Annotated in this window: 6 protein-coding genes (1 of these 6 running past the window's edge); 4 read left to right on the top strand and 2 right to left on the bottom strand. The window is 74.7% G+C overall.

Annotation, left to right across the window (positions count from 1 at the left end):
- Positions 1 to 55: 55 nt before the first annotated feature.
- A complete protein-coding gene (locus ACF073_RS28825) occupies positions 56 to 2,131 on the bottom strand; it encodes a putative Ig domain-containing protein (RefSeq protein WP_392074319.1) in 2,076 nt (691 codons plus the stop codon).
- A 544-nt stretch (positions 2,132 to 2,675) separates the two neighbouring features.
- Between ACF073_RS28825 and ACF073_RS28820 the strand changes: the two genes are divergently transcribed.
- From ACF073_RS28820 to ACF073_RS28810, 3 genes are all read left to right on the top strand, one after another.
- Positions 2,676 to 4,013 carry a cytochrome P450 gene (locus tag ACF073_RS28820; protein ID WP_392074318.1) on the top strand — a complete coding sequence of 446 codons (1,338 nt, stop codon included), beginning with the start codon at positions 2,676 to 2,678 and terminating at the stop codon, positions 4,011 to 4,013.
- 153 nt (positions 4,014 to 4,166) lie between these two features.
- The gene (locus ACF073_RS28815) at positions 4,167 to 5,744 is read left to right on the top strand and encodes an alpha/beta fold hydrolase (protein ID WP_392074317.1); all 1,578 of its coding nucleotides are present in this window, start codon (positions 4,167 to 4,169) and stop codon (positions 5,742 to 5,744) included.
- A gap of 158 nt (positions 5,745 to 5,902) precedes the next feature.
- A complete protein-coding gene (locus ACF073_RS28810) occupies positions 5,903 to 6,940 on the top strand; it encodes a GDP-mannose 4,6-dehydratase (RefSeq protein WP_392074515.1) in 1,038 nt (345 codons plus the stop codon).
- Positions 6,941 to 7,071: 131 nt separating this feature from the next.
- Here the strand turns inward: ACF073_RS28810 and ACF073_RS28805 are convergent, their stop codons facing one another.
- Positions 7,072 to 7,374 (bottom strand): hypothetical protein, encoded by a 303-nt coding sequence (locus ACF073_RS28805; protein ID WP_392074316.1) that lies wholly within the window; start codon positions 7,372 to 7,374, stop codon positions 7,072 to 7,074.
- Between the two features lie 205 nt (positions 7,375 to 7,579).
- On the opposite strand from ACF073_RS28805, the gene ACF073_RS28800 reads away from it, so the two are divergent.
- Positions 7,580 to 23,316 carry the 5' portion of a type I polyketide synthase gene (locus tag ACF073_RS28800; RefSeq protein ID WP_392074315.1) on the top strand. 12,916 nt of this gene lie beyond the right edge of the window, so the window shows 15,737 of its 28,653 coding nt (coding positions 1-15,737); the start codon lies at positions 7,580 to 7,582; its stop codon lies off the right edge, out of view.

Here is a 23,316-nt window from a genome sequence, read left to right as displayed (position 1 = left end):
ACGGCGGTCCCGCACCCGGGGGCCGGGTGCGGGACCGCTGTTCACCGGTGCGGGGTCAGCTGGTCGTCAGGGCGGTGTCGTCCACGACGAAGCTGGTCTGCAGGGAGGAGTCCTCCACGCCGTTGAACTTCAGGGTGACCGTCGAGCCCGCCAGCGAGGACAGGTCGAAGGTCTTCTGGCTGTAGCCGGAGGCCTTGTCGAGGTTCGAATAGGTCGCGAGGGTCTTCGAACCCGCGGTCACCGTCAGCTTGTCGTACTGGCTGCTGGTGGTGGTCTCGGCGCTGTCGACGTGCAGGTAGAAGGTCAGGCTCGCCTTGCAGCCGGCCGGGATGGTCACCGACTGGGACAGCGTGTCGGTGTGCGAGGAGCCGTAGCCGTCCAGCCAGGCCTTGTAGGAGCCGCCGTGCGCCGCCTCACCGGTGTCGTTGGTGATGACACCGCTGCTCGCGGTCCAGCCGGTGCCGCCCGACTCGAAGCCGGGGTTGGCCAGCAGCTGGGCCGAGGTGCAGCCGCCGCCACCGCCGCCACCGACGGTCCAGGTGAAGGAGGTCGAACCGGAGGCGCCGGTGGAGTCCTTCGCGGTGACCGTGACCTGGTAGGTGCCCGCGGTGGACGCCGTGCCCGAGATCAGACCGGTCGAGCTGTTGATGGACAGACCGGTCGGCAGGCCCGTGGCGCTGTAGGTGAGGGAGGCACCGCCGCTGTCGGTGGCGTGGATCTGCAGGCTGACCGAGCCGCCGGTGGTGGTGGACTGGCTGCCGGGGTTGGTGACGGTCACCGTGTTGCCGGTGCCGCCGCCCCCGGAGGTGAAGGCGGCGGTGCCGTTCGGGGTGCCCCAGCCGGTCGGGCCGTCGTAGCCGGTGCCCGCGGTGCAGAAGTAGGACGGGGAGCAGCTGCCGTTGTTGCCGCTGGTGACGTCGTACAGGTTGCTGGTGTGGGAGTAGGGGTACTTCGCCGGGTAGTCGCTGGAGCCCGGGGTGCCCGCGAGGGCGTAGACGGAGGCGATGATCGGCGAGCTGGCGCTGGTGCCGCCGTAGACGGCCCAGCCGGAGCCGCCGTAGGTGTCGTAGACGGCGACGCCGGTGGCCGGGTCGGCGACGGCGGAGACGTCGGCCTCCATGCGCTTGGCGCAGCCGGTGTCGGTCTGCCAGCTCGGCTTCGGGTCGTAGGCGGAGCAGCCGGAGCCTGTTCCCTCGGTGGAGTTGGTGTGCCACACCGACTCGCTCCAGCCACGGGAGTTGGAGGAGGTCGTCAGCGCGGTGCCGCCGACGGCCGTCACGTACTGGGAAGTCGCCGGGAACTCGGCGCCGTAGGCGGAGTCACCGGAGGAGACGGTGATCGCGACGCCGGGGTGCTTGAAGTACGAGGTGTCGTCGCTGGTCTGGGAGGAGTCCTCGCCGCCGCCCCAGCTGTTGGAGACGAACTTGGCGCCGAGCGAGACGGCCTCGTTCTCGGCGGCGCCGAGGTCGGTCATGCTCGCGGAGTTGGCCTCGACCAGGATGATGCTGCAGTTCGGGCAGACCGCGCTGACCATGTCGATGTCGAGCATCTCTTCGCCGGCCCAGCCGCTGTCGTTGGTCGGCAGCGAGGTGGTGGAGCCGGTCTGGCTGACCTGCTTGAAGCAGCCGTTGGCCTTGGTGCAGGACGACAGGCCGTACGTGGAGCGGTACGTGGCCAGGTCCGACTCGGCGTTGGGGTCGTTGTAGGCGTCCACGATGCCGACCGTCATGCCCGAACCGGCCGATGTGGGCAGGTTGTAGGCGCTGTGCAGGTTGGCCGGGGAGAGACCGGAGGGCGCGGCTGCGGCGAGCGCCGAGGCCAGGCGCTGCTTGATGTCCGTGCGGCGCTGGGCGAAACAGGACGCCTGACCCGGCTCGGCGGTGGCGCACAGGTGCTGGGTCGGTACCTTCTGTCCGGCCTTGCCGGTGGAGTGGTAGGTCTGCCGCGCGGGAGCGGTGAGTGCCGTGTTGTTCTGTGTGACCTTGGACGTCTGAGGGTGGGGAGCGGCAGGCTGGGCGCCGGCTGTCGGTGCGGCGGTGAATCCGGCGACGGTCAGGGCGAGGGCGGGGAGGGCGACGGTGACGAGTCTTCGAAGACTCCGTCTGCGCCCGCTCGGGCGTGACTCACGCATGGGGTACTGCCTCCATCGGGAAGTGGGGTTTCTCGCATTGGTCGGGCAGGCCCGTGACGCGCACAGCGGCGGCAAAAGCGGTCATGGACATGTCATGCATGGGGTGCGATGCATGACCGATTGCGCAGGGGAACGTAACGCCGTTGCCCCGCACCCGGCAGCATGCGGAGGGAGTTCTTTACCCCCGCATAGTCCATCAGGCAAGATTTGGGGCTCCGTTGCCCCGATCGTGTCCGGGCGTGGCGTGCCGTTGACCGGCCGGGGCCTGTTCGCACGGTGGCCTGGCCGGCCCCGGGCGGTGGCACCGCGCGGAGGGGGAGCGGCGGCGGGGCGCCGGAGGGCCGCCCGGTCCCCGCTCGACGGGCCTGTGCCGGACGTGATGTCAGGTGGGTGCGGTACGGGTGGGACTCCGGGCCCGGCCGGCGCGGGTGAGCGGGGTGGGCCGGACCGAGAAGGGCTGTCACCGTGCGCTTCCGCTCCCGTACAGTCCGTGTGTCGACGCTCCCCTACGGCCAAGCCCAGCCCGCTGACCAGGAGAAGAAGCATGGACACCGAAGCCAGTCGCGACCGCGTCCCCACCGTTCCCGGAACGGGGCGGCCGGTTCCCGAGGCCGACCCCGCGCTCGTGGAGCGGTGGCGCTCCGGGGGAGGCGAACTGGTCGACCTGCTGGCTCAGGTGCGGGAGGGGTACGGCGGTGTCGCCGCGTTCCGTCTCGGGCCGGCCCGCACCGTTCTCGTCACCGACCCGCAGGCGGTCCAGCACGTGCTCGCCCGGCAGCCGGACCTGTACGTCAAGCGCTCCCACCGCGCCCGGCTGCTGATCGGCGACGGCGTCCTGTCCGCCACCGGAGCGGCCTGGAAGCGCCAACGCCGCCTGCTGCAGTCCCAGTTCACCGGGACGGGGATGCGCCGCTACGAACAGCGGATCACCGAGGCCGCCCGCACCACCGCCGCACGCTGGGACGGCTACGCCCGCCGCGGCCAGACCTTCGACGTCGGCCAGGAGATGCGCCGCTTCGCCCTGGACACCATCTGGCGCGCGCTCACCGGGCACCCCCTGGACGACGGGACCGAGCGCGAACTGGCCGCCGTGGCCGCCGTGGCGGCCGTCCTTCCGACGCTGCCCGCCGATGCCGCCGACGCACACGACGCCGTCGCCGCCGATCTCGCCCGCATCGACGCCGTCGCCCGGCACGCCATCGACACGGCTCGCGGCGGAGCGGCCGGACCCCACGGACCAGGACTGCTGGACGTCCTGGTCCAGGCCGCCGCCGAGCGCCCCCAATACACCGACCGGCTGATCCGCGACGAGCTGGTCACCCTGCTCGTGGCCGGGCACGAGACCACGGCCACCACCCTGACCTGGCTCTACCTGCTCCTCGACCGGTTCCCGGCCGCCCGTGAGGAAGCCCTCGCGGCCGGCGACGCCGGGTCGGCGCAACGCCGCCAGGCCCTCCAGGCCCTGGTCCACGAGACGCTCCGGCTCTACCCGTCCGCCTGGATCCTGCCCCGCCACGCCACCGCGGACGACGCGCCGGCCGGCTACGCCGTCGAAGCGGGCACCGACCTCCTGGTCTGCCCGTACCTCACGCACCGCGACCCCGAACTGTGGCCGGACCCCGAGCGCTTCGACCCCCGCCGCTTCCTCGTCCCGGACGACCGGCCCGGCCACCCCGGTGCCTACTTCCCGTTCGGTATGGGCCCCCGCGCCTGCCTCGGCCTGCAGTTCGCGCTCCGCGAGTCCACCGTCCTGCTCGAACACCTGCTGCCGGCCCACACGGTGACGTTCCGCGCCACCCCCGCGAAGACGGCGTACGGCATCACCGTCCGCCCCGACGGGCCCGCCCCGGCGACCCTGACGCCGTCACCCGCCGGACGGTGAACGGGCCGCCCGGGTTCTCCTCCGTACGTCTCTTTCTGATGTTCCTGTGTACGCCCTGAGTTGGAGCAAGACCGCCTCGCAGAGGGACTCGCCGATGTCCTCGGGCGCGAAATCCTCATGCTGTCCTGTTATTTGACGAAAGGAACGGCCGACGTGCGGATAGGACGCATGGCGCCCTTGCTCGCTGCGGGGGTCACCGCGACGCTGCTGCCCGCCCTCGCCCCGGCGCAGGCATCCGCGGCGGAACCGCTGAAGAGATTCGAGAGCCAGAAGCCCGCGTGGCACCGGTGCGACGCGCAGGAGCCCGCCGCGTTCCAGTGCGCCACGATCAAGGTCCCGCTCGACTACAGCCGCCCCGACGCCAAGACGATCGAGCTGGCCGTCTCCCGGGTGCGGACCAGCGTCCCCGGCAAGCGGCACGGCACCCTCTTCTTCAACCCCGGCGGTCCGGGCGGCGAGGGCCTGGACATGCCGCTCATGATGAAGGACGTCGTGCCCAAGAAGGTCCGCGAGCAGTACGACCTCATCGGGTTCGACCCGCGCGGAGTGGGCCGCAGCACCCCGGTCGGCTGCCGTCTCACGACCGCGGAACAGAACATGGAACACCCCTACAAGCCCGAGACGTTCGGCCGGGACGTCAAGTGGGCCAGGACCGTCGCCGACAAGTGCCGCGCCAGGAACGGCGACCGGCTGCCGTACATCACCACCCGCAACACCGCCCGCGACATGGACGTCGTCCGCGCCGTCCTGGGCGAGAAGAAGATCTCCTACCTGGGCTACTCCTACGGCACCTACCTCGGCGCCGTCTACGCGCAGATGTTCCCCGGGCGCACCGACCGCTTCGTGCTGGACAGCGCGGTCGACCCGGCACGCGTCTGGCGCGGCATGATCCAGGTCTGGGCCGAGGGCACCGAGCCGGCGTTCACCCGCTGGACGAAGTGGACCGCGCAGCGCCACCGCACCTACAAGCTCGGCGACACCCCGGCCAAGGTGCGCAAGACGTTCTGGGACCTGGTCGCCCGGGCCGACCGCACCCCCATCGAGTCGGGCGGCGAAAAACTCACCGGCGGCGACATCCGCGCCCGGCTGCGCGCCGAGTTCTTCAGCCCCCGGTACGCGGCGGAGGCGGTCGCCGACCTCAAGAAGGCCGCCGCCGGCCGCCCGGTGCCCCGCCGTTCCCCCGCACCGGACGGGCAGCGGGAACCGCGCCGGTTCACGGCCGCCGCGCAGACGCCCGCCGACAACAGCTCCGCCGCCTTCTGGGCCGTGGTCTGCGGCGACACCGCGGCATGGCCGCGCGACCCCGAGCAGTACCGGCGTGACGCGATCCGGGACAAGGCCGCGTACCCCCTCTACGGCGACATCGCGTCCAACATCACGCCGTGCGCGTTCTGGGCCAAGCCGGTCGAACCCGTCACCACGGTGGACAACAAGGTCGGCCTGCTCACCGTGCAGAACCAGTGGGACTCCCAGACGCCCCTGGTCAGCGGCCTCGGCATGCACCGCGCCCTGAAGGGCTCGCGCATGGTGTACGTCAAGGGCGGCGAGGGCCACGGCGTCTACTCCGACGACCCGCGCTCCTGCGCCAACCGTGCCGTCAACGCCTACCTGGGCGGCGGAAAGCTGCCGGCGCGCGACGTCACCTGCGAGACGTCCGGCAGCCCGAGCCCCGGCGCCGACCAGCGCATCCTGCCGGCGCCGCGGCACACCCCGGGGGCGCCCCGCTTCTGACCCGCTCGCCCCGGTCGCCCGCACCGGCCCCGGCAGGACGTCCTGCCGGGGCCGGTACGCGTGCACCCGCCGCGGGGCCGCCGGAGTCTCGCAAATTCCTTAGGGCCAATGCTGCTTCGCTGGCACTCCGAGAAGGCCGTGGCGGTGAAAGGGAAATGATGTCCAAGCGTGCGCTGATCACCGGGGTGACCGGGCAGGACGGGTCCTACCTGGCAGAACATCTGATCTCGTCGGGATACGAGGTCTGGGGACTCGTCCGGGGGCAGGCCAACCCGCGCAAGGACCGCATCAGCCGGCTCATCCCGGAGCTGCGGTTCATCGACGGCGACCTGATGGACCAGGGCAGCCTCGTCTCCGCCGTCGACCTCGTACAGCCCGACGAGGTCTACAACCTGGGTGCCATCTCGTTCGTGCCCATGTCATGGCAGCAGCCGAACCTCGTCACCGAGGTCAACGGGAACGGCGTGCTGCGCATGCTGGAGGCGGTCCGGATGGTGAGCGGGCTGAGCGGCGGATCGGCGCGCAGCGAGGCCGCCGGGCGGATCCGCTTCTACCAGGCGTCGTCCTCCGAGATGTTCGGGATGGTCGCGGAGACACCCCAGCGCGAGACGACCCTGCTGCACCCGCGCAGCCCCTACGGGGTCGCCAAGGCCTTCGGCCACCACATCACGCGCAACTACCGCGAGTCGTACGGGATGTACGGGGTCTCCGGCATCCTGTTCAACCACGAGTCCCCGCGCCGGGGCGCCGAGTTCGTCCCCCGGAAGATCTCCCTCGCGGTGGCGCAGATCAAGCTCGGCCTCCAGGACAAGCTCAGCCTCGGCAACCTCGACGCCGTACGGGACTGGGGATTCGCCGGCGACTACGTCCGCGCGATGCACCTGATGCTCCAGCAGGAGGAGCCGGGCGACTACGTGGTGGGCACCGGTCAGATGCACTCGGTACGCGACGCGGTGCGCCTGGCGTTCGAGTACGTCGGTCTCGACTGGGAGGAGCATGTCGTCATCGACCCCGCCCTGGTCCGGCCCGCCGAGGTGGAGATCCTGTGCGCCGACTCCAGCCACGCCCGTACGCGACTCGGCTGGGAACCCGAGGTCGACTTCGCCGAACTGATGCGGATGATGGTGGAGTCCGACCTCGCCGAGGCGCGGCTCGTCCGTGAGCACGGTGCGGCGCTCACCGGCGCCCGCTGGTAGGAGCCGCCGCGCGCGGCGTCGACGGCGGGCTCCCGGCCGCGAGGCAGGGAGCCCGCCGTTCACGCTGTCGGAGCGGTGTCGGTGCGATGCCGGTGCGGCGCCGGGAGGGGAGGGGCGGCCGTACGGCCGGGTCAGGAGCCGCCGTCGCGGGCCGGTCCCTGCCGCTGCCGCGCCAGCGCGAGGATCGCCAGGGCGATGTCCCTGCCGGGCCGGCCGAGCCGTGCCGTGTACTGGCGCACCATCTCGTTCTCCCCGGCCAGCGTCGTGGCCGGGAGCCCGGCGGCCCGCCGGTTCAGCTGCCGGCCCCGGGAGCGCTGCACCCGCCGGATCAGCTGCGCGATCAACTCCTCGTCCTCGACCTCGAAATCGGCCGGATCGGTGGGAGCGGGCGGTGCGGGACGCGGTGGGTTGGTCATCGGGACGAGTTCGGACATGGGAAAGAGATCCTCGTCGAAGTCGGTGGCCGGGTGGTCCCCGAAGCCCGTGTCACAGGGGCCGATCGTGGCCCCGGGGCCTGCCGCAAACCCCTAGTCTTGCCCGCCGCGCCCAGGGCCCCGCCACGACTAGGGGTTTTCCTGGCGCCGGCCTGCCGAGACTGTGCGCTGGTCTGCGCTGGTCTTCCGGATGGGTTGAGTTGATATGGGCAACGAGCAGAAACTGCGGGACTACCTCAAGCGGGCCGGCGCCGACCTGCAGCGTGCGCGGCAGCGGGTGACGGAACTGGAGGCCGCCGCCGGCGAGCCGATCGCCATCGTGGGGATGAGCTGCCGCTATCCCGGCGGCGTGGCGAGCCCCGAGGACCTGTGGGCCATGCTCGTCGAGGAACGGGACGGCATCACCGGACTGCCCACCGACCGCGGTTGGGAACTCGACCCGCGGGACGGCCCCACCGAGGTGTACGGCGGCTTCCTGCGGGGCGCCGCCGACTTCGACCCCGACTTCTTCGGGATCTCGCCCCGCGAGGCCCTCTCCATGGACCCCCAGCAGCGGGTGCTGCTCGAAGCGTCCTGGGAGGCGTTCGAACGGGCCGGTGTCGACCCCGTCGCGCTGCGCGGCACCCGCACCGGCGTCTTCGTGGGCGCCATGCCCCAGGAATACCGCACCGGACCCGACGACGACGTGCGGGGCTTCGTCCTCACCGGCAACGCCACGAGCGTCGTCTCGGGCCGGCTCTCGTACTTCTTCGGCGCCGTCGGCCCCGCCGTGACCGTGGACACCGCCTGCTCCTCCTCCCTGGTCGCCCTGCACCTGGCCGCCCAGTCGCTGCGCTCGGGGGAGTCCACCCTGGCGCTCGCGGCCGGCGTCACCGTGATGTCCAGCCCGACGACCTTCGTGGAGTTCGCCCGCCAGGGCGGCCTCGCCGCCGACGGCCGCTGCCGCTCCTTCGCCGACTCCGCGAACGGCACGGGCTGGGCCGAGGGCGTCGGCGTACTCGTGCTGGAACGGCTCTGCGACGCCCGCCGCAACGGCCACCCCGTGCTCGCCGTCGTCCGCGGCTCCGCCGTCAACCAGGACGGCGCCAGCAACGGCCTCACCGCACCCAACGGCCCCTCCCAGCAGCGCGTGATCGAGCAGGCCCTGGTCAGCGCCCGGCTGTCCGCCGACCAGATCGACGCGGTCGAGGCCCACGGCACCGGAACCACGCTCGGCGACCCCGTCGAGGCACAGGCGCTGCTCGCCGCCTACGGCCAGGGCCGCGACACCGAACGGCCGCTGCTGCTCGGCTCGGTGAAGTCCAACATCAGCCACACCCAGGCCGCCGCGGGTGTCGCGGGCGTCATCAAGATGGTCCTGGCGATGCGGCACGGCCTGCTCCCCAGGACCCTGCACGTCGACGCGCCCTCCACGCACGTGGACTGGTCGGCGGGAGCGGTACGGCTGCTCACCGAGGCGACGCCCTGGCCGGAGCGGGACGAGCCGCGCCGCGCCGGTGTCTCCTCCTTCGGCCTGAGCGGCACCAACGCCCACGCCATCATCGAGCAGGCCCCGCCCGCCGAGGAGACCGAGCCGGACACCGGGCCCGCGCGGCCCGGGTCCGCGACGGCCGCACTGCCCTGGCTGCTGTCCGGTCGTACCCCCGACGCGCTGCGCGCCCAGGCCGCCCGGCTGCGCATCTTCCTGGAGGCCGGACCCGAGCTGCCGGCGGCCGACATCGCCTACTCGCTGGCCGCCACCCGGGCGGGCCTCGAACACCGCGCGGTGCTCACCGCCGCGACCCGCGAGGAGGCCGCCGCCGCGCTCGCCGCGCTCGCCGCGGGAGAGGCGGGCCAGGCCGTGCGGGGCAGCACGCACGGCCGTCCCAAGCTCGCCCTGCTCTTCGCCGGGCAGGGCTCGCAGCGGATCGGTACCGGACGTGAACTCGCCGCCCGCTTTCCGGTGTTCGACACCGCACTCGACGAGGTCCTGACCCACTTCGACGCCGGACTCGACCGGCCGCTGCGCGACGTCCTGTTCGCCGCCGAGGGCAGCGCCGACGCCGCACTGCTCGACCGGACCGCGTACGCGCAGCCCGCCCTGTTCGCGATCGAGGTCGCCCTGTACCGGCTCGTGGAATCCTTCGGCGTCAAGCCGGACTTCCTCGCCGGTCACTCCATCGGCGAGATCGCCGCCGCCCACCTCGCCGGGGTGTTCACCCTCGCGGACGCGGCCGCCCTCGTCCTCGCCCGGGGCAGGCTGATGCAGGCGCTGCCCGGGGGCGGCGCGATGTTCGCCGTACAGGCCGCCGAGGCCGAGGTCCTGCCGCTGCTGGCGGACCGCGCGGACCGGGTCTCGCTCGCCGCCGTCAACGGACCGGACTCCGTCGTCGTCGCGGGCGCCGAGGACGACGCCGAGGCCGTCGCCGCGCACTTCGCCGGGCTCGGCCGCAAGACCAGCCGGCTGCGCGTCTCGCACGCCTTCCACTCGCCGCTCATGGCCCCCATGCTCGACGAGTTCCGCACGATCGTGGCCGGACTCTCCCCGCAGGCCCCGGTGCTCCCGATCGTGTCCACGGTGACCGGGGTACCGGCCACCGTCGAGCAGCTGACCTCGCCCGAGTACTGGACCGAACACGTCCGCCGCACCGTCCGCTTCGCCGACGCCCTCGGCTGGCTCGGCGACCACGGCACGGGCCTGTTCCTCGAACTCGGCCCCGACGCGGTGCTGTCCGCGCTCGCCCGTACCAACCTGGACGGCGACGGCACCCTCGGCGCGCTGCCCGTGCTGCGGCCCGGCAGGAACGAGACCGACACCCTCACCGAGGCCCTCGCCGGCCTCCACGTACGCGGTGTCCGCATCGACTGGCAGGAGTACTTCGCCGGCACCGGCGCCCGGCGGGCGGACCTGCCGACGTACGCGTTCCAGCACCGCCGGTTCTGGCCGAGGACCGCCCTCGGCCGCACCGGCGACGTCCGCGGCGCCGGTCTGGGCGCGGCGCACCACCCGCTGCTCGCCGCTGCCGTCTCCCTCGCCAACTCCGACGGACTGCTCCTCACCGGACGGCTGTCGCTGCACACCCACCCCTGGCTCGCCCAGCACGCCGTACGCGGCACCGTCCTGCTGCCCGGCACCGCCTTCCTGGAACTGGCCGTACGCGCGGGCGACGAGACCGGCTGCGACCACATCGAGGAACTGACCCTCGCCGCACCGCTCGTCCTGCCCGAACACGGCGGCGTCCAGGTACAGGTGTGGGCCGGCAGCCCCGACGAGTCCGGCCGCCGCACCCTGACCGTGCACTCCCGGCCCGACGGCGCCGACGACCAGCCGTGGACCCAGCACGCCAGCGGGATCCTCGCCGGCGCGGACCAGGACCCGACCGCCGACCGGCAGGCCGCGTTCGCCGGCCTCGCCGACGGCACCTGGCCGCCCGCCGACGCCCGCCCGCTCGACACCGGCGACCTCTACGAGCGGCTCAGCGAACGCGGCTTCGGCTACGGGCCGCTGTTCCAGGGCCTGCGCACCGCGTGGCGGCACGGCGACGACGTCCTCGCCGAGGTGGTGCTGCCCGAGGCCGGGGCCGACGCCCGCTCCTTCGGCCTGCACCCCGCGCTCCTCGACGCCGCCCTGCACGGCTCCGCCTTCCTCGACCTCGGCGAACACGGGCGCGGCGGGCTGCCGTTCTCCTGGCAGGACGTGACGCTCCACGCCGAGGGCGCCCGCGCGCTGCGGGTCCGGCTCTCCTGGGCCGCGGACGACGCCGTCCGCCTCGCCGTCGCCGACACCGAGGGACGGCCCGTCGCCTCCGTCGGCTCGCTCGTGCTGCGCGCCCTGCCCGACGAGCGGCTCACCGCCGCCACCGCCCTGGTCCGGGACGCCCTGTTCGAGCTGCGCTGGACCCGGATGCGCGGCGCGAGCGCCCCGGCCCCGGAGCCGCCGGCCGTCCTCGGCGACGACCCGTTCGGCCTCGGCACGCCCCTCGCCGCGACCGCCGGCACCGAGCCGCCGCCCCTCGTCCTCGCGCCCGCCGTGAGCGACCCGGACGGCGACCCGGTCGCCGCCGCCCACACCCTCACCGCCCGTGTCCTCGACCAGATCCGCACCTGGCTCGCCGACGACACGAGCACCGCCTCCCGGCTCGTCTTCGTCACCCGCGGCGCGGTCGCCACGGCCGACGACGACGCCGTGACCGACCCCGCGGGCGCCGCCGTCTGGGGCCTGGTGCGCTCCGCGCAGGCCGAACACCCCGGCCGCTTCGGCCTCCTGGACCTCGACCCGGCCGCCCCCGACGCCGTACCCCCGCAGGCCCTCGGCGGCGACGAACCCCAACGCGCCGTCCGCGACGGCTCGGTGCTCATGGCCCGCCTCGCCCGCGCCCGCCACACCGAACCCGCCCCGGCCGCCGACCGGAACCCCGACGGCACGGTCCTCATCACCGGCGGCACCGGCCAGCTCGGCCGCGCCCTCGCCCGCCACCTGGTGACCCGGCAGGGCGTACGGCACCTGCTGCTCGCCGGCCGGCGCGGCGCGAGCGCGCCCGGCGCCACCGACTTCGCCGACGAACTGCTCGGCCTCGGCGCGGCCCGGGTGACCATCGAGTCCTGCGACCTCGCCGACCGTGCCGCGGTCGACCGGCTGCTGGCGTCCGTGCCCGCCGAACACCCCCTCACCGCCGTGGTGCACACCGCCGGCGTCCTGGACGACGGCGTCGTCGAGGCGCTGACCCCCGAGCGGATCAGCGCCGTACTGCGCCCCAAGGCGGACGCCGTGTGGCATCTGCACGAAGCCGTCCTCGACCGCGGCGACGACCTCGCGGCCTTCGTCGTCTTCTCCTCCCTCTCCGGCTCCCTCGGCGCCCCGGGACAGGGCAACTACGCCGCGGCGAACGCCTTCGTGGACGCCGTCGTCCGGCTCCGCAGGACCGCGGGGCTGCCCGGCCAGTCGCTGGCCTGGGGTCCCTGGGCCCCGACCGCCGGGGAGCAGCCCGGCGGCATGACAGCGGCCCTCACCGAGGCCGACCTGGAACGCCTCGCCCGCACGGGCACCCCCGCCCTGTCCGAGCAGGACGGACTCGCGCTGTACGACGCCGCCCTCGCGCTCGGCACCCCCGTACTGCTCCCGGCCCGCCTCGACCTGCCCGTCCTGCGCGCCCTCGGCGACGTACCGCCGCTGCTGCGCGGCCTGATCCGCACCCCCGCCCGGCGCTCCGTCGGCGCCGGCTCGGAGGCCGCCGCCGGCCTGGTCCAGCGCCTCGCCCGGCTGGACGCCGCGGCCCGTACCGAGGCGGTCGCGGACCTCGTACGCGCGGAGGTCGCCGCCATCCTGCGGCACCCCCGTCCCGAGGACGTCGACCCGGTCCGCCAGTTCCAGGACCTCGGCTTCGACTCGCTGACCGCCGTCGAACTGCGCAACCGGCTGCGCGCCGTCACCGGCCTGCGCACCTCGGCCACCGTGATCTTCGACTATCCGACGGTCACCGCGCTCGCCGCACACGTTCTGGACGAGCTGACGGGCGGCCAGGACCCGGTCGCCGAGGCCACGCCCCGCCCGGCGGGACAGAGCGACGACCCGATCGTCATCGTCGGCATGAGCTGCCGCTACCCCGGCGGGGTCGGCTCGCCCGAGGACCTGTGGCGGCTGGTCCGCGAGGGCACCGACGCCATCTCCGGACTGCCCACCGACCGCGGCTGGGACCTCGACTCCCTCTACGACCCCGACCCGGACCACCTGGGCACCACCTACACCCGCTTCGGCGGATTCCTGCACGACGCGGCCGACTTCGACCCCGCCTTCTTCGGCATGAGCCCCCGCGAGGCCCTCGCCACCGACGCCCAGCAGCGACTCCTGCTGGAGGCGTCCTGGGAGGCGATCGAGCGGGCCGGGATCGACCCGGTCACGCTGCGCGGCAGCCAGACCGGCGTCTTCGCCGGCGTCATGTACAACGACTACGCGGCCACCCTCGCCGACGAGCGCTTCGAGGGCCACCAGGGCAGCGGCACCTCGCCGAGCATCGCCTCCGGCCGCGTCTCCTACGTCCTCGGCCTCGAAGGCCCGGCCGTCACCGTCGACACCGCCTGCTCCTCCTCGCTGGTCGCCCTGCACTGGGCGATGCAGGCCCTGCGGGCGGGAGAGTGCTCCCTCGCGCTCGCCGGCGGCGTGACCGTGATGTCCACCCCGACCTCCCTCATCGAGTTCTCCCGGCAGCGCGGGCTGTCCCCCGACGGCCGCTGCAAGGCCTACTCCGACGGCGCCGACGGCGTCGGCTGGGCGGAGGGCGTCGGCGTCCTGGTGCTGGAGCGGCTCTCCGACGCCCGCCGCCGCGGGCACCCCGTACTGGCCGTCGTCCGCGGCTCCGCCGTCAACCAGGACGGCGCCAGCAACGGCCTGACCGCCCCCAACGGCCCCTCCCAGCAGCGGGTCATCCGGCAGGCCCTGTCCGCCGCCGGTCTGACGGGCGCCGACATCGACGTGGTCGAGGGACACGGCACCGGCACCGCCCTCGGCGACCCCATCGAGGCCCAGGCCCTGCTCGCCACCTACGGCCAGGACCGCGACCCCGAGCGGCCGCTGCTGCTCGGCTCGGTGAAGTCGAACATCGGCCACACCCAGGCCGCCGCGGGCGTCGCGGGCATCATCAAGACGGTCCAGGCGATGCGGCACGGCGTCGTCCCGCGCACCCTGTACGCCGCCCAGCCCTCCACCCACGTCGACTGGGAGGCCGGAGCCGTCGAACTGGCCGCCGACGAGTCGGCCTGGCCCGACACCGGCCGCCCGCGCCGCGCCGGTGTCTCCTCCTTCGGCATCAGCGGCACCAACGCCCACGTGATCCTGGAGCAGGCCCCGGAGCCTGCCGCAGCGCAGGCCAGGACCGGGGACGGCGACCGGGTGACCGTGTGGCAGCTCTCCGGCCGCAGCCGGGCCGCCCTGCGCGACCAGGCCGCCCGGCTGCGCGCCCACGTCGAGGACCACCCCGACCTCGACCCCGCCGACATCGGCCTGTCCCTGGCCACCACCCGCTCCGCCTTCGACCACCGCGCCGCCGCCGTCGGCGACCGCACGGAGCTGCTGCGCGCGCTGGCCGCGCTCGCCGCCGGGGACACCGACCCCGCGCTCGTCACGGGCGAGACCGGCGGCGCGGCCAGGCCCGCCCTGCTGTTCACCGGACAGGGCGCCCAGCGCCCCGGCATGGGCCGTGAACTGTACGACCGCTTCCCGGTGTTCGCCGCCGCACTCGACGAGGCGCTCGGCCACCTCGACAAGAGCGCCGACCGGCCGCTGCGGGAGATCCTGTTCGCCGCCGAGGACGCGCCCGAGGCCGCGCTGCTCGACCGCACCAGCTACGCCCAGCCCCTGCTGTTCGCCGTCGGGACCGCCCTGTTCCGGCTGCTCACCTCCTGGGGCGTGCGCCCCAGCGCGCTGCTCGGCCACTCGGTCGGCGGGCTCACCGCCGCACACGCCGCCGGTGTGCTCTCCCTGGCGGACGCCTGCACCCTGGTCGCCGCCCGCGCCCGGCTGATGCAGGCCCTGCCCGAGGGCGGCGCCATGGCCTCCCTCGAGGCCACCGAGGACGAGGTGCTCGCCCGCCTGACCGACTGCTCCGGCGTGTCGATCGCCGCCGTCAACGGCCCGCACGCCGTCGTCGTCTCCGGTGACGAGAGCGAAGTGCTGCGCCTGGCTGGAGAGTTCGCCGCCGAGGGGCGGCGCACCAAGCGGCTGCGGGTCAGCCACGCCTTCCACTCGGCCCGCATGGAGCCCCTGCTCGACGAGTTCCGCCGGATCGCCGAAACCCTCACCTACACCGCCCCGGACCTGCCCGTCGTCTCCGACCTGACCGGCGCCCTCGCGGCCGGCGACGACCTGCGCACCCCCGAGTACTGGGTCGAGCACGTCCGCCACCCCGTCCGCTTCGCCGACGGGGTGGCCGCCCTGCGCGCCACCGGCGCGACCACCTTCCTCGAAGTCGGCCCCGACGGCGTACTGTCCGCGCTCACCGAGGACATCCTCGCCGCCGACGACACCGCCTCCGAGGCCGTCCCCCTGCTGCGCGCGGGCCACGGCGAGGAACGGACCGCCGCCACGGCACTCGCCCGCCTCCACGTACGCGGCATCGCCGTGGACCGGGCCGCCCACCACGCCCCCGCGCACGCCCGCACGGTCGACCTGCCCACCTACGCCTTCCAGCACGAGCGGTACTGGCCCGAGACCACCGCGAGCCGGCCCACGGCCGACCCGGCGGACTCCGCCCTGTGGGGCGCCGTCGAACGCGGCGACACCGGCCGGGTCGCCACCCTGCTCGGACTGCGCGACGAGCAGCACGCGGGCCTCGCCGCCCTGCTGCCGGCCCTCACCTCCTGGCGCCGCGGCCGGCACGAGAAGACATTCCTCGACACGGCCCGCTACCGGATCAGGTGGACACCGGTCCGCGCGAGCGCGGCCCCCGTGCTCGACGGCACCTGGCTCGTGGCGACCACCGCCGCCGTGGACGACGGCGGGCTGCTGGAGGCCCTGCGCGGCCACGGCGCCCGCTTCGAGCCGCTCCTCCTCGACGACGCCTGCCTCGACCGCGAGGTCCTCGCCGCCCGGCTCACCGAGGCCGGTGCGGCGGACGCGGCCGGCCTCCTCTCGCTGCTCCCGCTGGCCGACCAGGACCCGCTCACCGGCCCCGGCCTGCCCACCGGCCTCGCCCTGAGCGTCGTCCTGACCCAGGCCCTCACCGACACCGGGCTCACCGCCCCGCTGTGGACCCTCACCCGCGGCGCCGTGTCCACCGGCGCCGCCGACCCGCTCGCCCAGCCCGTCCAGGCCGCCGTCTGGGGCCTCGGCCGGGTCGCCGCACTCGAACGGCCGGGGGCCTGGAGCGGCCTCGCCGACCTGCCGCCCGTCCTCGCGGCGCCCACCGTGCAGCGGCTGGTCAGCGCACTGGCCGCGCCCGCCGCCGACGCCGAGGACCAGCTCGCGCTGCGCGCGACCGGCGCCTTCGCGCGCCGCCTGGTCCGCCGCCCCGCCACCGAACTCCCGCACGAGAACGAGGTCACCGCACGCGGCACCGTGCTCGTCACCGGCGGCACCGGCGCCCTCGGCGCCGAGGTGGCCCGCTGGCTCGCCCGCGCGGGCGCCGAGCACCTCGTCCTCACCAGCCGGCGCGGCCCCCGGGCGCCCGGCGCCGCTGAACTCGCCGCCGAACTGCGCGCGTCGGGCACCGAGGTCACCCTCGCGGCCTGCGACACCGCCGACCGGGAGGCACTGGCCGCCGTGCTCGCCGCCGTCCCCGAGGACCGGCCGCTGACCGGCGTGGTCCACGCGGCAGGCGTCGGGCAGGCCGCCCCGCTGGCCGCCACCCCCCTCGCCGACGTCGTCGCCGCGGCCGAGGCCAAGATGCTGGGCGCCGCCCACCTCGACGCCCTCCTCGCCGACCGGGACCTGGACTTCTTCGTCCTGTTCTCCTCCGTCGCCGGCGTCTGGGGCAGCGCGGGACAGAGCGCCTACGCCGCCGCCAACGCCTATCTCGACGCCCTCGCCGAACACCGCGCCGCCCGCGGCCTCGCCGCCACCTCGGTGGCCTGGGGCCCCTGGGCCGAGGCCGGCATGGCCACCCACGAGGCCGTCACCGACAGCCTCGCCCGGCAGGGCCTGCGCTTCCTCGCCCCCGCCACCGCCCTCGCCGAGCTGCGCCGCGCGATCGCCCGCCGCGAGGTCACGGTCACCGTCGCCGACGTCGACTGGGAGACGTACGTCCCCGTCTTCACCGCCTCCCGGCCCAGCCGCCTGTTCACCGAGCTGCCCGAGATCCGGCAGCTCGCCACCGCCGCCACCGGCGGCGCCGCCGACTCCGCCTTCGTGACCAGGCTGCGCGCCCTCGACCAGGACGCCCGGCAGAGCCTGCTCGTCGACACGGTCCGCCGGGAGGCGGCCGCCGTCCTCGGACACACCTCCGCCGAAGGCGTCCCCGCCACCCGGGCCTTCCGCGACGCCGGCTTCGACTCGCTGACGGCGGTGGACCTGCGCAAGCGCCTGGCCGCCCTCACCGGCCTCGCCCTGCCCAGCACCATGGCCTTCGACCACCCCACGCCCGCCGCCCTCGCCGCCTACCTGCGCGACGAGATCGCCGGCGCCGACAACGCCCCGGCGGCGGTGCGCACCACGGCCGCCGGACGGTTCGACGAGCCCGTCGCCATCGTCGGCATGAGCTGCCGCTTCCCCGGCGGCGCCGCGGGACCCCGGGAGTTCTGGCAGCTCGTGGCCGAAGGCGCCGACGCCGTCTCCGAGTTCCCCGTCAACCGCGGCTGGGACACCGGCCTGTACGACGCCGACCCCGACGCCTCCGGAAAGACCTACTCCACCCAGGGCGGCTTCCTGCACGAGGCCGGCGAGTTCGACGCGGGCTTCTTCGGCATCTCCCCCCGCGAGGCCCTCACCATGGACCCGCAGCAGCGCCTGCTGCTGGAGACCACCTGGGAGGCCTTCGAATCCGCCGGCATCGACCCGGACTCCGTGCACGGCAGCGCCACCGGCACCTTCATCGGATCCACGTACCAGGAGTACGGGATCGCCATGGACGACGCCTCCGCCGGGCACGCCGTCACCGGCACCAGCCCCAGCGTCCTCTCCGGCCGCCTCGCCTACCTGTTCGGCCTCGAAGGACCGGCGGTCACGGTGGACACCGCCTGCTCCTCCTCGCTGGTGGCCCTGCACCTGGCCTGCCAGTCGCTGCGCAACGGCGAGAGCGACCTCGCCCTCGCGGGCGGCGCCACCGTCATGACCAACCCCAACGCCTTCATCGCGTTCAGCCGCCAGCGGGCCCTCGCCGCCGACGGCCGCTGCAAGGCCTTCTCCGACGCCGCCGACGGCATGACCCTCGCCGAGGGCGTCGGCGTCCTCGTCCTGGAACGCCTCTCCGACGCCGAGGCCAACGGCCACGACGTCCTCGCCGTGGTCCGCGGCTCCGCCATCAACCAGGACGGCGCCTCCAACGGGCTCACCGCCCCCAACGGCCCCTCCCAGCAGCGCGTCATCCGGCAGGCCCTCGCCAACTCCGGGCTCACCCCCGCCGACATCGACGCCGTCGAGGCCCACGGCACCGGCACCGCCCTCGGCGACCCCATCGAGGCCCAGGCCCTCCAGGCCGTCTACGGCCAGGGCCGCGACCCCGAACGGCCGCTGCTGCTCGGCTCGGTGAAGTCGAACATCGGCCACACCCAGTCCGCCGCGGGCGTCGCCGGCGTCATCAAGATGGTCATGGCGCTGCGCCACGGGGTCCTGCCCAGGACCCTGCACGCCGACGAGCCGTCCTCCCACATCGACTGGACCCCCGGCACCGTCTCCCTGATCACCGACCCCGTCCCCTGGGCGCCGGGCGCACGGACCCGCCGCTGCGCCGTGTCCTCCTTCGGCATCAGCGGCACCAACGCGCACACCGTCCTCGAAGAGGCCCCGCGCCACGACCGGCAGCCGAGCCGGGAGCAGGCCCCCGGCACCGGCGGCGTCCTGCCGTGGCTGCTGTCGGCCCGGACCCCGGCGGCGCTGCGCGCCCAGGCCGTCCGGCTCACCGACCACCTCACCGCCGGCGCCGGCCTCGCCCCCGCCGACATCGCGCACTCCCTCCTCACCACCCGCGCCGCACTCGACCACCGCGCCGTGGTCATCGGCGCCGGCCCCGAGGAGCTGCACACCGGCCTCACGGCCCTCGGCGCCGGTACGCCCGCGCCCGGCCTGGTCCAGGGCAGCACCGACACCGACGGCAAGACCGTCTTCGTCTTCCCCGGCCAGGGCTCCCAGTGGACCGGCATGGCCGCCGAACTCCTCGACGAATCACCGGCCTTCGCCGAAAAGCTGCACGAATGCGCCGCCGCCCTCGCCGCGTACACCGACTGGAATCTGGTGGACGTGCTGCGCCGGGCCGACGGCGCACCCTCCCTCGACCGCGTCGACGTCGTCCAGCCCGCCACCTTCGCCGTCCTCGTCTCGCTCGCCCACCTGTGGCGCTCGTACGGGGTACGGCCCGACGCCGTCGTCGGACACTCCCAGGGCGAGATCGCGGCGGCCGTCGTCGCCGGGGCCCTGACCCTGGACGACGGAGCCCGCGTCGTCGCCCTGCGCAGCCAGGCCATCGCCCGCGGGCTGGCCGGCTCCGGCGGCATGGTCTCCGTACCGCTGCCGCTCGCCGAGGCCGAGGAACACCTCGCCGCCCACGGCGACGACCTGTGCGTAGCCGCCGTCAACGGCCCCAGCGGCGTCGTGGTGGCCGGCCCGCCCGGCCGGCTGGACACCCTCATCGCGGACCTCACCGCGCACGACGTCCGGGCCCGCCGCATCGCCGTCGACTACGCCTCGCACTCGGCGCAGGTCGAACAGCTGGAGGAGGAGCTGCTGACGGTCCTCGCACCCGTGCGCCCGCGCCCCGCCGAGGTCCCCTTCTTCTCCACCGTCACCGGCGACTGGCTGGACACCACGGCCATGGACGCCGGCTACTGGTACCGCAATCTGCGCCACACGGTCCGCTTCGCACCGGCCGTCGCATCCCTGCTCGACCAGGGCCACCAGGTCTTCGTGGAGGTCAGCCCGCACCCCGTGCTGACCATGGCGGTCCAGGCCACCGCCGAGGAGGGCGGCCACCGGGCCCTCGCCGTCGGCACCCTGCGCCGCGACGACGGCGGCAACCGCCGCTTCCTCACCTCCCTCGCCGAGGCCCATGTGCACGGCGTACGGGTCGACTGGGCCCGGGTCCTCGACGGCACCGCCGTCCGCCGGGTCGAGCTGCCCACCTACGCCTTCCAGCGCGAGCACCTGTGGGCCGTGCCCGCCCGCCCGGACGGCGGCCGGGGCGAAGGCCGGGCCGAGGACACCGCGTTCTGGGACGCCGTCGAACAGCAGGACGTCGACTCCCTGGCCGCCGGACTCGACCTCGACCGGGCCGCCGTGGCCCCCGTGCTGCCCGCCCTGTCCGCATGGCGGCGGCGCAGCCGCGACCGGTCCACCGTCGACTCCTGGCGCTACCGCCAGACCTGGAAGCCGCTCGGCGGCCTCGCCCCGGCGGCACCGACCGGCCCCTGGCTCGTCATCAGCGGCCGCACCCCGGCCGCCCCCGACGTCCTGGAGGCGCTGACGGCCGCCGGCGCCGACCTGCGCCACCTGGAGCTGGACGAGACCTGCGCCGACCGTACGACGCTGGCCGCGCGCCTCGCGGACACCGCGGACGGCGCGCGGCTCACCGGGATCGTGTCGCTGCTGGCCGCCGACGAGGCACCGGACGCGGCCCACCCGGCCCTGTCCGAGGGCCTCGCCCGCACCCTCGCCCTCGTCCAGGCGCTCGGCGACGCCGGCCTCGGCGCACCCCTGTGGTGCCTGACCCGCGGCGCGGCCTCCACCGGCCGCACCGACCGGCTCACCCGCCCCGTCCAGGCCCAGATCCACGGCCTGGGCTGGACCGCGGCGCTCGAACACCCCGAGCGCTGGGGCGGCGTCGTGGACCTGCCCGACGGCCCCCTCGACCGGCGCGGCGCCGCACGCCTCGCCGCCGTCCTCACCGGCACCACCGGCGAGGACCAGCTCGCCGTACGCCCCTCCGGCGTGTTCGCCCGCCGCGTCACCCCCGCCGGTGCCCGGGGCGCGACGCCGCCGGCCGTCTGGCACCCGCGCGGCACCACCCTGATCACCGGCGGCACCGGCACCCTCGCCCCGCACCTGGCGCGCTGGCTGGCCCGCCAGGGCGCCGAGCACATCGTGCTCACCAGCCGCCGCGGCCCCGACGCGCCCGGCACCGCCGACCTCGTCACCGAGCTGGCGGAGCTGGGAGCCGAGGCCGAGTTCCTCGCCTGCGACCTCACCGACCGGGCTGCCGTGGCCGCACTCCTGGACGGTCTTGCCGCCGCGGGCCGCACCGTGCGGACCGTGGTCCACACCGCCGTCGTCATCGAGCTCGCCACCCTGGAGGAGACCAGCACGGAAGCCTTCGCCAAGGTCCTCGACGCCAAGGTCACCGGCGCCCGGCACCTCGACGAACTCCTCGACGACGAGCAGCTCGACGCGTTCGTCCTGTACTCCTCCACCGCCGGCATGTGGGGCAGCGGCAAGCACGCCGCCTACGTCGCTGGCAACGCCTACCTCAACGCGCTCGCCGAGCACCGCCGCGCCCGCGGCGCCCACGCCACCGCCGTCTCCTGGGGCATCTGGTCCGACGACCTCAAGCTGGGACGCGTCGACCCCGGCCAGATCCGGCGCAGCGGGCTGGAGTTCATGGACCCGCAGCTCGCCCTGGCCGGGCTGCGGCAGGCACTGGAGGACGACGAGCACGTCCTCGCCGTCGCCGACGTCGACTGGGACCGCTACCACCCGGTGTTCACCTCCGGCCGCCCCACCGCGCTCTTCGAGGACGTGCCCGCCGTCCGGCGGCTCACCGAGGAGCCCGGACAGCGCCCGGCGGACGGCGAGTTCGCGGCCCGGGTCACCGGACTGCCCGCCGTCGAGCAGAACCGGGTGCTGCTCGACCTCGTCCGCGCCGAGGCGGCCACCGTCCTCGGCCACGCCTCGCCCGACGTCCTGTCCGAACAGCGGGCCTTCCGCGACGTCGGCTTCGACTCGCTGACCGCCGTCGACCTGCGCAACCGCCTCGCCGCCGTCACCGGGCTGACCCTGCCCAGCACGATGGTGTTCGACTACCCGAACCCGCTCGCCCTCGTCGAGTACCTGCGCACCAGGATCGCCGGGACGGCCGCGGACGGCACCGGTGCGCCGGCCGCCACCGCCGTGCGCACGGACGACGACCCCATCGCCATCATCGGCATGAGCTGCCGCTACCCCGGCGACGTCACCGCACCCGAGGACCTGTGGCACCTCGTCGCCGCCGGCACCGACGCCACCGGCGAGTTCCCCGCCGACCGCGGCTGGGACGCCGAGGGCCTGTACGACCCGGATCCCGACCGGCCCGGCCGCACCTACTCCACCCGGGGCGGCTTCCTCACCTCCGCCGCCGACTTCGACGCCGCGTTCTTCGGCATCTCGCCCCGTGAGGCCCTCGCCATGGACCCGCAGCAGCGGCTCCTGCTGGAGACCGCCTGGGAGGCGATGGAACGCGCCGGCATCGACCCGGCCGCCCTGCGCGGCAGCAGCACCGGCACCTTCATCGGCGCCAGCTACCAGGACTACACCTCCGGCGGCTCCGGCCAGGACGGTGCCGAGGGCCATCTGATCACCGGCACCGTGCCCAGCGTCCTGTCCGGCCGGATCTCCTACACGTTCGGCTTCGAGGGCCCCGCCGTCACCCTGGACACCGCCTGCTCCAGCTCGCTGGTGGCCCTCCACCTGGCCTGCCAGTCGCTGCGCGACGGCGAGAGCGACCTCGCCCTCGCCGGCGGCGTCAGCATCATGGCCACGCCCAACGCGTTCGTCGGCTTCAGCAGGCAGCGCGCGATGGCCGCCGACGGCCGCTGCAAGGCGTACGCCGACGCCGCCGACGGCATGAGCCTCGCCGAGGGCGTCGGTCTCGTCCTCGTCGAACGCCTCTCCGACGCCCTCCGCAACGGACACCGCGTGCTGGCCGTCGTCCGCGGCTCCGCCGTCAACCAGGACGGCGCCAGCAACGGGCTCACCGCCCCCAACGGCCCCTCCCAGCAGCGCGTCATCCGCCAGGCCCTCGCCAACGCGGGCCTGACCGGCACCGACATCGACGCCGTCGAGGGCCATGGCACCGGCACCCGGCTCGGCGACCCCATCGAGGCCCAGGCCCTGCTCGCCACCTACGGCCGGGACCGCCCCGCCGAACGCCCGCTGCTGCTCGGCTCCGTCAAGTCGAACATCGGCCACACCCAGATGGCCTCCGGCGTCGCAGGCGTCATCAAGATGGTCCTCGCCATGCGCCACGGCGTCCTGCCGCCGAGCCTGCACATCGACCGGCCCTCCACCCACGTGGACTGGACCGAAGGCTCCATCGCCCTGCTCACCGAGGAGCACCCGTGGCCCGAGACCGG

The sequence above is a fragment of the Streptomyces sp. NPDC015171 genome (assembly GCF_043079545.1).
Taxonomy (GTDB): Bacteria; Actinomycetota; Actinomycetes; order Streptomycetales; family Streptomycetaceae; genus Streptomyces.
Note: the sequence above shows the minus strand (reverse complement) of the source record. Positions and strands in the feature narration are given on the sequence as shown.